Below are 10,279 nucleotides of genomic sequence, written 5' to 3' on the forward strand. Positions count from 1 at the left end.
TGCTGCCGCTGCGGCTGCCCGCCCGGCTGGTGGCCGGCATCATCGACGCCGCCGTCCCCGACCTGCCGGGCGCGCCCACCCCCGAGCAGGCGCTGGCCTACGCCCGGCTGCACGCGCTGGCCACCGACCGCGCCGCCGCGGCCGCCGTCCGGTCGGCCGGCGCCGGCACCTGCGGCCCCCGGGCCCGGCTGTACTACGAAGGACTGGGCGAGGCGTACGCACTGGCGGGCCGGCGGGCCCCCGACGCGCTGGACTGCTTCGTCGCCGCGCACGCCGGCGCGGAGGGGGTCACCGACTCCCCCGGCTACCGCCGGGTGCTGGCCGGCCGGCTGACCGGGCCCGACCCGCACATGGGCGAGTACTGGAGCAACGCGGCGGTGCTGAGCAGCGATCCCGCGCCCGACATGGGGGCGCTGCACGCCCGGCTGGTCGGCGAACTGGCCGACGCGGTGCGGGCCTCGGCGGCTCAGGCCGGTCCGGCCGCCTGAAGCTCCGCCGGGCCCGTCCGCGCCCCGCCCGTACCGCCGCGCTCCGCGGCCGTGAACCAGTGCTCGCGGACCGCGTCCGTCGGCCGGGGCTCGCCGAGCTCCGGCAGGCCCCAGTCGGCCAGCGCCTCGACGACCTGACGCAGCGCCAGGCCGCGCTCGGTGAGCTGGTAGACCGTCGCGTTGGCGGGCCGCTCCAGCTTGCGCCGCACCGCCAGGCCCTCGCCCTCCAGCTGCTTGAGGCGGGCGGCCAGGATGTCGGTGGACACGCCCGGCAGGTCGGCGTGCAGGTCGGTGTAGCGGCGCGGGCCGCCGAGCAGCTCGCGGACGATCAGGAGGCTCCAGCGCTCGCCCACCGCATCCAGGGCGCGGGCGACGGCGCAGTACTGGTCGTAGCTTCGGCGTGACATGTGGATCAGCATAGCCAATAGGTTGGACTTTCCAAGTGCTTACTTGGTAGAACAAAGCATCCGCCGGTGTGGCGCGGTGACGGTTCGGGAGGCCGCTGATGGAGTTTCGCCAGTCCAGCAAGCTGAAGGACGTGTGCTACGAGATCCGTGGCCCGGTCGTCGACCACGCCAACGCACTGGAGGAGGCCGGGCACACGGTGCTGCGGCTGAACACCGGCAACCCGGCGCCGTTCGGCTTCGAGGCGCCGGAGGAGATCCTCCAGGACATCATCCGCAACCTGCCGAACGCCCACGGCTACAGCGACTCGCGCGGCATCCTGCCGGCCCGCCGCGCCGTGGTGCAGTACTACCAGCAGCGCGGCGTCACCGGGGTGACCGTCGACGACGTGTACCTGGGCAACGGCGCCTCCGAGCTGATCCAGATGGCGGTCCAGGCGCTGGTCGACGACGGCGACGAAGTCCTCGTCCCCGCACCGGACTTCCCGCTGTGGACCGCGGTGGTCCGACTGGCCGGCGGCAAGGCCGTGCACTACCTGTGCGACGAGGAGGCCGAGTGGTACCCGGACCTCGACGACATCGCCGCGAAGATCAACCACCGCACCAAGGCCATCGTCGTCATCAACCCCAACAACCCGACCGGCGCGGTCTACCCGAAGGAACTGCTGGAGGGCATCCTCGAGCTCGCCCGCCGGCACGACCTGATGGTGCTGGCCGACGAGATCTACGACAAGATCCTCTACGACGGGGTCGAGCACCACTGCCTGGCCGCGCTCGCCGACGACGTCGTCACCCTGACCTTCAACGGCCTGTCCAAGGCGTACCGGGTGGCCGGCTTCCGCAGCGGCTGGCTGGTGGTGTCCGGTCCCAAGCAGCACGCCCGGGACTACCTGGAGGGCCTCACCATGCTGGCCGGGATGCGGCTGTGCCCCAACGTGCCCGCCCAGTACGCCGTCCAGGCCGCGCTCGGCGGCCACCAGTCCATCCACGACCTCACGCTGCCGAACGGCCGGCTCACCGAGCAGCGCGACGTCACCTGGCGCGCCCTCAACGAGCTCCCCGGCGTCAGCTGCGTCAAGCCCAAGGGCGCCCTGTACGCCTTCGCCAAGCTGGACCCGGCGGTGCACAAGATCGTCGACGACGAGCGGTTCGTGCTGGACCTGCTGCTCCGCGAGAAGATCCACATCGTCCAGGGCACCGGCTTCAACTGGCCCCGCCCCGACCACTTCCGCTTCGTCACCCTGCCCCGCGCGGACGACCTGGAGACCGCCATCAGCCGGATCGGCCGCTTCCTGGCCACCTACCGGCAGTAGCCGGCCCCCGGCCCGGGCCGGGGGGCGGCGCTCAGCGGCGCTGCCACAGGGCGGGGACGTTCGGCGGCTCCCAGCCGGCCATCGCGGTGTGCCCCTGCAGGCAGCGGTAGGACACGCCGCCGTAGGTGACCGGGTCGCCCGCACGGTACGCGGTGCCCGCCTGCCAGCCGCCGCCGGGCGCGCCGGTCGGCGAGGGGGTGGGCGACGGCGAGGGCGGCTGGGCGACGTCGAGCACGAAGTCGAAGCTGCCCTCCTCGGCCGGGCCGGCCTGGCGGACGTTCATCAGCAGCGCCGCGTCGAAGATGGTGTCGGTGCTGTTGCGCGGCTCGCCCGGGAAGTACAGCTGGGTGGTGAGCACCCGGCCCCCGGGCGCCTGCGCCTTGACGTGCAGGTGCCGGGTGCGGCCCGGGTAGAGGCCGGGTACGACGGTGGTGAGGGTGAACGCCCCGCGGGCGTCGGTGAACTGGTGGCCGCGGAAGGTGAATCCGGTGTTGTCGTAGGCGCCGTCGGTGTCCGCCTGCCAGAAGTCCAGCAGCGCGCCGGGGACCGGCCGGCAGGCCCGTCCGAAGACGTAGCCGGTGACGGTGAGCCGGGTGCCGGGGGTGGTCGCGGTCACCAGCGAGGTGCGCAGCGGGGAGCCGGGCTTGAAGTACGGGCCCTCGGTCTGCTCGACGGTGGGGTGGTCGCCGTCGTCGCAGGCGGGGGTGAGCGCGGGCGGGGTGGCGCCGGTGTCCCTGGCGAGGGCGACGCCGCCGCCGGCCAGTAGCGGGGTGGCGCCGGCCAGCACCGCCGCCTTGAGGAGCGTCTTGCGGCTCAACTGCTGCTGCCGCAGAGGGTCGTGGGGGTTCGACGGGTTCACGGTCGACTCTCCTTCGGTCGGGCCGGGGCCGCCCTGCCAGGGTCATGACACGTGGGGGTCATGGTGGGGGCCCCGGCAGGGCGGTGTGGTGGGGGATCGGCTACGAAGGTACGGGCTCGGCCGGGCAGCCGTCGATGGACCTGGCCCCGGGATCGTGGTGATTTCCTCCGGCCCTGGCCCGGAACTCCCCCGGGGTCAGACCCACTTCGCGCCGGAAGAACCGGCAGAAGTAGGACGGGTCGGGGAAGCCCGCTCCGGCGGCCACCTCGCGGACCGTCAGCTCGGTGGCCACCAGCAGCCGCTTGGCCTCCAGGATCTGCTGCCGGCGGATCAGCAGCGCCGGGGTGCGTCCGGTGGCCTCCTTGACCAGCTCGTGCAGCCGGCCGGTGGAGACGCCGAGTTCACGGGCGAAGGAGCCGACCGTGCGGTCGGCGCGGTCCGGGTCGGCGATCAACCGGCCGAACCGGTCGGCGAGTTCCGCGGCCCGGGGTGCCACCGGCCGGCCGGACGGCGCCGGGGCGGACGCCCGCAGCGCCCGGACCAGCAGCACGTGCAGGTACGCCTGGAGCACCCCGGGGAAGCCCGGCTCGCCGGCCTGGTGCTCGCGCAGCATCTCGCCGAACAGGCCGGTGATCGCGCGGTCCTGGGCCCGGTCCGGGCGCAGCCAGGGCCGGCCGGCCAGTACCCGCAGCAGGCCGGCGTCCTCGGGGTGCCTGAGCAGGAAGTCCTCGTTGAACAGCAGCACCCACCCGTCGAGGCCGTGGGCACCGGCCCAGTGGTGCACCTGCCCGGGCAGCAGCACCCACAGCTGCGGCGGCTCCAGCGGCCACTCCACCAGGTCCAGGACGTGGGTGCCGCGGCCCTCGGTGACGTAGACGACCTCGTGGAAGGAGTGGCGGTGCGGGAAGGCGGCCCGGGAGAGCGGGCCGATGGTGTCGAAGGAACCCAGGGCGAAGGGCAGCACGCCGGGCGCCGGGACCTCCAGGTCGTGCAGCGGCACCTGGTTCCTGGGCGGCCGGAGGGTACGCAGGTCGGTCACCGCAGCAGTCTCGCCCGCCGCCCGGGCACCGTCCAGGGCGGCCCGGCCCGGCGCCCCCTTCCGCCGGGGCTACGGACGGGTAGCATCGCGGACGACGCAGCTCCCCCGCCCCCCACGGAGAAGGACGCCACGATGGCCAAGCAGCCCGAGATCGGTTCCCCCGCACCCGAGTTCACCCTGCCCGGCCTGGTCCTGGACGGGGACGTCGCCGAGCGCCGCGACTACCGGCTGGGCGAGGCCAAGGGCGGCCCGCTGGTGCTGGTCTTCTACCCGGGCGACGACACCGCGGTCTGCACGAAGCAGCTCTGCTCGTACACCTCCGACCTTGACCGCTTCAAGGGCCTGGGCGCCACCGTGTGGGGCATCAGCCCGCAGGGGCTGGACAGCCACGAGGCCTTCGCCCGCAAGTACCGGCTGGCGTTCCCGCTGCTGGCCGACACCGGGCGCACCGTGGCCACGGCCTTCGGCATCGCGGTGCCGGGCCTGGGCCTGCGGCGGTCGGTGTTCATCCTGGACGGGGACGGCTCGGTGCGCTGGAAGCACGTGGCACTGATGGGGCTCACCTTCCAGCACAGCGACACCCTCGCCGAGCAGCTGGCCGCGCTCGGCTGAACCGGCCGGGCCCGGACACGCCGGAGCCCGGGCGCCGCACCCCCGTACGGGAGACGGCGCCCGGGCTCCGGCCGTGGGGTCAGCGGCCCCAGCACTCCCCCGCCTTGCGGGCGATGGTGTAGTGGTCGACCTGCGTGCCGTCCTCGGCCAGCGCGGTGACCTTCATGGTCGCGGTGCGGCCCGGGTGCGCCGGGGCGACGTCGACCTTGATGAACGAGTAGCCGGTGTAGCGCACCCGCGACCACTCGACGGTCTCGGTGACCTTCACGCCGCCCTTGGCGAAGTGGTAGGTGTCGACCGAGTCGACGCGGTGCTCGTGGCCCTCGTAGGTGTCGGGGGCGTCGAAGGAGTACAGGCTGCGGCCGGCCGCGCCCGCCGTGACGTACACCACGCCGTCCTTGGCGGGCTCCACGGTGGCGCCGCTGGGCACCGCCTTGGAGACCTTGTTGCCGAGGATCGCGTCGGTGCGCTCGTAGACGTGGTTGTGACCGTTGATCACCAGGTCCACCCGGTACTTCTCGAACAGCGGCACCCAGGCCTCGCGCACGCCGCCCTCGGAGGCGTGCTGGTGGGTGGTGGAGAAGGCGCAGTGGTGGAAGAAGACCACGATGAAGTCCACCGTGTCGTCCTGGCGCAGCTCGCGCAGCTTGCGGTCCAGCCAGCTGGTCTGCTTGCCCGCGGTGATGCCGAGGTTGGCGGGGATCTCGTACGAGACGTCGTTGGCGTCCAGCGAGATGACGCCGACGTTGCCGTACTTGAAGGAGTACACGCCGGGGGCGGTGCGCGGGTCCGGGCCGTTCTCCGGCAGGAAGAAGCGGGAGCTCTCGCCGCCGTAGCCGTTGTGCGAGTACCAGGCCTCCATGTCGTGGTTGCCGTAGGAGACCATCCACGGGATCTTCGAGGAGACCGTCTCGGTCTGGGCCAGGAAGGCGTCCCAGGTGAGGGCGTTGTAGACGGACTTGTCGGAGTCCTGGCCGGAGCCGGCCGGGTCGGCGTAGCAGATGTCGCCGGCGTGCAGGTGGAACGACGGCTTCTGGGCCAGGATGATGTGGTCGTTGCCGGCCGCGTGGGCGCTGACACCCTGGTCGCCGAAGGCGGTGAAGGTGAACGGCGCGAACGGGCGGCCCCAGCGCCAGGAGCGCTCCGGGGCGGTGCGGAAGGTGCTCAGGGTCGAGATCGCCTGGTGTGAGGCCGGGTCGAAGCCCTGGTGGCCGACGCCGTAGTAGTAGGTGGTGTCGGAGTCCAGGTGGTCCAGCTTGACGTGCAGGTAGTACTGGTCGACGGCCTGGCCGGTCGGGGTGAGCGCGGGGGTGTGCAGCGCCCGCACCTCCGCCTCGACCTTGTGGCTGAGGTCCCACGGGTGCTTGCCGTAGCGCAGGAACGGCTTCTTCACCGCGGCCGGCACCTGCCAGGAGATCCGGATCTGGCGGTCCGGCTCGGCGCCGAAGGCGAGGTGGCGGCCGACCGGCGCGACCAGCGCGCCGTCGATGCCGTCCGTGACACTGCGGCCCGGCGCCGCCGGGTCGGCGTACGCGGTGCCGGAGCCCAGCGCGCCGCCGACGGCCAGCGCACCGACCGTGACCGCGCTGGAGCGCAGCAGCTTGCGGCGGGAGAACGTGCTGCGCAGGTACTCGTGCTGCTCGGCCATGCTCATGCGGTCGGCGAGCTTCTCGGGCACGCCCATGCGAGGGATATCCATGGCTGAGACGTTCCCAGCGCGCGGTGGCAGGTACACGGACATTCGGTGAACGAGCGACTACCGGCGGGTCTGACGGACCGCAAGATTTGTCCATGTGTTCGCAAAGTGCGGTCACTCGCCGTGACCGGGTGGCATGGTGACGGGCCGTAGCACCGAGGGGTCCGCCGTCCACTCGATGCCCCCGCCGACCGGCCGCAGATGGACCAGCCGACGGGTGACCCGCTCGGTCCAGCGGTCGGTGTGGACCTCCTGGCAGACGATTCTGCCCACCCGCCCGGTGCTGGTGTCCCGGGCCAGTTCGCCGTCCCTGGGATGCCGTTCGAACGAGACGCGTTCATCGCGCACGCCGCTCACCTCCGACCGGACGGCCGGGGGCCTGCACGCTGCGGAGGTCGGGGTTGCTGTCCACGCCCACGGAGACCCGCGGGCCGGGGCCCGATAACGGAGAACGGACGGCGGGCCCCGGTGTCCGGCGTCAGGCGGCCCCGGCGGCCGCCGTCCCCGGCTCCTGCTCCTGCTCCTGCTCCTGCTCCGGGGCCTCCGGTCCGGCCGGCCGCAGGCGGCGGGCCGCCCAGACCCCGCCGGCCACCATGAACAGTCCGCCCACCGCGAGGATGGTGTCGATCCGTCCGAAGTGCACGCCCGCGACCCGCAGGTCCAGGCCGCGCAGCGCCGTACTGGCCAGGAAGCCCGCCAGCGCCATGGTGGAGATCGCGGCCAGCTGCTGCACCGGCCCGATCACGGTGACCACCCGGCCCAGCAGGTGCTGCGGGGTGACCCCGAGCAGCAGCGGGCCGACGACCACGTTGACGGCGCCGACCGGCACGCCGATCAGCGCGATCACCACCACCGCGAGCGGCAGCGCGGTGAGCCGCGAGTAGAGCAGCACCCCCGCGCCGGTCGCCACCAGGCAGAGCCAGTAGATCCGGTGGTCGCCCATCCGGCCGGAGACCGCGCCGGCCAGCAGCCCGCCGAGCAGGGTGCCGACCGCGAACGCCGCGCCCAGGGTGCCCAGCCAGGAGGCGGCGGAGTGCAGGTTGTCGGTGACGAAGAAGACGTCCAGCACGTTGAGCGCGCCGACCCCCAGGGTGTAGACGCAGACCGAGCCGAGCAGCGCCATCAGCACGCGGTTGTGCACGAAGAAGCTGACGCCCTCGCGGAAGTCGGCCCGGAAGGTGGACGGGCCCCGGTCGGCGGGGCGTTCGGTCGGTGCCACCACCAGCGACCTGATCAGCAGGAACGACAGCACGAACGACAGTGCGTTGGCCACCAGCGCCCACTGCACCCCGGCCGCGAACAGCAGCGGCGCGGCCAGCGGCGGGCCGACGATCCCGGCCGCGCTGCCGGTGGCCGAGGAGAGGCCGAACGCCCGGGTGCGGTCCGCCTTGGGGATGGCCGCGCCGATCACCGCGAGCCGGGCCGGGTTGAAGAACTGCCCGGCGCCCGCGCAGACCGCCACCGCCAGGTAGACCAGCGCGAGGGCGAGCCAGGCCGGGATCCGGTCGCCCGCCAGCGGCACCAGCAGCAGCGCCAGGATCACCACGGCGCGCAGCGCGTCGGTCGCCAGCATCAGGCGGCGGCGGTCCCAGCGGTCCACGAACACCCCGGCGACCGGGCCGACCAGCAGGGTCGGCAGCGCGGCCGCCAGCAGCACGCCGCTGACCGCGGCCGGGGCCCAGCTCTGGCCCTTGGCGATCACCGTGCCGACCCACAGCAGCACGGTGGTGTCGAACACGAAGTCGCCGACCACCGAGACCGCCTGGCCGAGCCAGAGCCGGTGCCAGTTGCGGTTGTGGCGCAGGCCGGCGGCCGGCTGCGGCGGTGCCTCGGCGGGCACGGTGTCGGTCATCTCGTCTCCCGAGGGCGGTGCGGTGCGGGGTCGCTGCGGACGTGGTGCTGCCGGGCCGGGTGCGGTGGTGTCCGGTGGTGCGGGGCCGGGCGGGACGGGCCCGAGTGGGTGAGCGCGCGCAGCAGTGACCCGCCGCCGGTCGGCGCGCTGTCCGTACGCTCCGGCCGGAGCCGGGCCGAGACCTCCTTGGCGTCGGCCCCGGCGAGCTCGGCCGCCAGCCGGCCGGCCAGCGCCGCCGCCCTGGCCGCGAGCAGCTCCTCGAAGCCGCCCGGGTCGAGCCGGTGGAAGCCGTACGGCAGGCACTCGCGCAACTCCTCGGCGGCCAGCGCCCGTTCGACCAGCGGGCGGAGCACCGCCCCCCAGGTGACCGGGCGCAGCGCCACCGACAGGTGCACCGACGCCTCCTCGGTGGCGTCGCCGACGTGGACGAACCCGCGCGGGATGTACAGGCACTCCCCCGCGTGCAGCACCACGTCCAGCAGCGGCTCGGGCTCCGGCCCCGGCCGGGCGGGCGACCATTCGCGGACCGGCCAGCGTTCGGTGGGGGCCGACACCCGCCAGCGCTTGGAGCCGTGCACCTGGCGCACCAGCACACCGGCGGTGTCGTAGTGCGGGGCGACGCCGCGCGCGCCGGCCGGGGTGAGGAAGGCCGCGCAGTAGGTGGCGAAGCCGGTCTCGGCGGTCAACTCCCGGCAGAACGCGGCGACCTGGGGGCAGTACGTCTGCAGCTCCTCCAGGACCAGGGTGGCCCCCGCGGCGACCTCGCGTTCCACCGCGCGGCCGTCCACCAGGGGCTCCCGGCGCCCGGCCGTCCGCTCCCGGCCCCGCCCGACCCGGGCGGCGGGCAGTTCCTCGCCGTCCCGGAACAGCCGCACCGAGGGCAGCGGCAGACCGGTGGTGTGGATCAGCCGCTCCGCCGTCCGCGCGTCGAACACGTCGGAGAACGAGCCGAGCGCGACCGCGACGAACGGGCGGCTCTCCCAGGCGCTCTCCAGGCGGTCGGCCGTACCGACCAGCCGGGCCAGGCCGGTGGCCATCGCGCTCACACCCCCGCCCGGCTGCGGACCGGTGCCAGCGCCAGGTGCAGCTGCCGGGTCACCTCGGGGAGCCGCCCGAGGTCATGGGTGCGGGGCGGGGCCGGTTCGCCGAGCCGCAGCAGCGCCCCGCGGACCAGCGGGGCGTCCCCGCGGGCCTCGGCCAGCGCCGCCCGCAGCAGGATCCGGCCCTGCTGCTCGCGGCCGGCCCGCTGCAGGGTCGCCCCGAGCACCGCCCACCAGCGCGGCACGGTCAGGGGTGACGCCCAGGGGCCGGGCAGTTCGCCGATCGCCTCCACCAGCGGGCCGGTCAGGTCGAGTGCCCGCTCGCGCTGCCCGCGGCCGGCCGCGTGCGCGGCCAGCTGCAGGGTCCTGACCACCGCGAGGCGCCGGGCCATCGGGTCGGGGTCGGCCAGGGCGGTCGGGCCGGGCGCCCCGGCCGTGTCGGCGCCCAGCAGCCAGGGGGCCTCGGCGGCGTGCTGGACGCCCTGGGACGCCAGGGCGGGCCAGCGTGCGGTCAGCCGGGCGGCGGCGCCCGCCAGCAGGTCGGCCCGCCCCCGGCGGTGCAGGATCTTGCAGGTGTCGCTGACCCGGATGTTGCGGGCCAGCGCCCGGACCTGACGGGCCAGTGCCGGGTCGGCGGCCACGTCCTCGGGCCACCAGTCGACGTCCTCGGTGTGCGCCCGCTCGCCGTCGGCGATCCGCTCCAGGGCGGCCAGCCCGGCCAGCGCCCGGTCGAGGTCCCCCGCGTAGCCCTCGATCCGGACCAGGTTGACCTGCGGCTGGAGGGCGAAGGCGGCCAGCCTGGCCGGTGTCCCGCCATGGGTGCGGGCACGGCTGCGGGCGTAGGCGATCTCGGCGTGGCACAGGGCCCGGGCCCGGTCGGGGCGGCCGAGCCGGAAGTGCACCAGGGCCACCAGGTTGGCCGCCACGAACAGCGGCTCGGGGTCGTCGCCGACCGGGCGGTCCAGCAGGTCCCGGG

The 10,279-nt window shown here is 74.4% G+C and carries 9 protein-coding genes and 2 pseudogenes; 3 read left to right on the forward strand and 8 right to left on the reverse strand.

What is annotated here, in order from left to right; translation table 11 throughout:
• Positions 1 to 488, forward strand: a pseudogene (locus tag AA75_RS05905) (MerR family transcriptional regulator); the annotation flags it as partial.
• 53 nt (positions 489 to 541) lie between these two features.
• On the opposite strand, the pseudogene AA75_RS05910 reads toward AA75_RS05905, so the two are convergent.
• Positions 542 to 895 (reverse strand): annotated as a pseudogene (locus tag AA75_RS05910) (winged helix-turn-helix transcriptional regulator); the annotation flags it as partial.
• Between the two features lie 98 nt (positions 896 to 993).
• Here AA75_RS05910 and AA75_RS05915 point away from each other — a divergent pair.
• Entirely contained in the window at positions 994 to 2,205 is a 1,212-nt protein-coding gene (locus AA75_RS05915; protein WP_033818697.1) for a pyridoxal phosphate-dependent aminotransferase, read from the forward strand.
• A 31-nt stretch (positions 2,206 to 2,236) separates the two neighbouring features.
• Here the strand turns inward: AA75_RS05915 and AA75_RS05920 are convergent, their stop codons facing one another.
• Positions 2,237 to 3,064: a carbohydrate-binding protein gene (locus AA75_RS05920; protein WP_033818698.1), complete on the reverse strand. Its 828-nt coding sequence runs from the start codon at positions 3,062 to 3,064 to the stop codon at positions 2,237 to 2,239.
• A 100-nt stretch (positions 3,065 to 3,164) separates the two neighbouring features.
• Positions 3,165 to 4,103 (reverse strand): AraC family transcriptional regulator, encoded by a 939-nt coding sequence (locus AA75_RS05925; RefSeq protein ID WP_233288938.1) that lies wholly within the window; start codon positions 4,101 to 4,103, stop codon positions 3,165 to 3,167.
• Between the two features lie 132 nt (positions 4,104 to 4,235).
• Between AA75_RS05925 and AA75_RS05930 the strand changes: the two genes are divergently transcribed.
• Positions 4,236 to 4,715: a peroxiredoxin gene (locus AA75_RS05930; protein WP_033818699.1), complete on the forward strand. Its 480-nt coding sequence runs from the start codon at positions 4,236 to 4,238 to the stop codon at positions 4,713 to 4,715.
• Between the two features lie 79 nt (positions 4,716 to 4,794).
• On the opposite strand, the gene AA75_RS05935 is transcribed toward AA75_RS05930, so the two are convergent.
• The 5 genes from AA75_RS05935 to AA75_RS49085 form a co-directional block, all read right to left on the reverse strand.
• Complete coding sequence (locus AA75_RS05935) at positions 4,795 to 6,414, reverse strand: metallophosphoesterase family protein (protein ID WP_033818700.1); 1,620 nt, start codon at positions 6,412 to 6,414, stop codon at positions 4,795 to 4,797.
• Between the two features lie 111 nt (positions 6,415 to 6,525).
• Positions 6,526 to 6,759 (reverse strand): hypothetical protein, encoded by a 234-nt coding sequence (locus AA75_RS05940; RefSeq protein WP_033818701.1) that lies wholly within the window; start codon positions 6,757 to 6,759, stop codon positions 6,526 to 6,528.
• 130 nt (positions 6,760 to 6,889) lie between these two features.
• Complete coding sequence (locus tag AA75_RS05945) at positions 6,890 to 8,263, reverse strand: MFS transporter (protein ID WP_051811906.1); 1,374 nt, start codon at positions 8,261 to 8,263, stop codon at positions 6,890 to 6,892.
• Entirely contained in the window at positions 8,260 to 9,300 is a 1,041-nt protein-coding gene (locus AA75_RS05950; RefSeq protein ID WP_051811907.1) for a cupin domain-containing protein, read from the reverse strand. The genes AA75_RS05945 and AA75_RS05950 overlap by 4 nt, the downstream gene beginning before the upstream one ends.
• Before the next feature lie 5 nt (positions 9,301 to 9,305).
• Positions 9,306 to 10,279 (reverse strand): hypothetical protein (locus tag AA75_RS49085; protein WP_033818702.1); only part of this gene is annotated, 974 nt, incomplete at its 5' end.

The organism is Kitasatospora sp. MBT63 (genome assembly GCF_000710465.2).
Lineage (GTDB): Bacteria > Actinomycetota > Actinomycetes > Streptomycetales > Streptomycetaceae > Kitasatospora.

Coding starts and splice junctions, on each gene's coding strand:
- AA75_RS05945 (WP_051811906.1), bottom strand. CDS start 8,263: ATGACCGACACCGTGCCCGCCGAGGCACCGCCGCAGCCGGCCGCCGGC.
- AA75_RS05950 (WP_051811907.1), bottom strand. CDS start 9,300: ATGGCCACCGGCCTGGCCCGGCTGGTCGGTACGGCCGACCGCCTGGAG.
- AA75_RS05930 (WP_033818699.1), top strand. CDS start 4,236: ATGGCCAAGCAGCCCGAGATCGGTTCCCCCGCACCCGAGTTCACCCTG.
- AA75_RS05915 (WP_033818697.1), top strand. CDS start 994: ATGGAGTTTCGCCAGTCCAGCAAGCTGAAGGACGTGTGCTACGAGATC.
- AA75_RS05935 (WP_033818700.1), bottom strand. CDS start 6,414: ATGGATATCCCTCGCATGGGCGTGCCCGAGAAGCTCGCCGACCGCATG.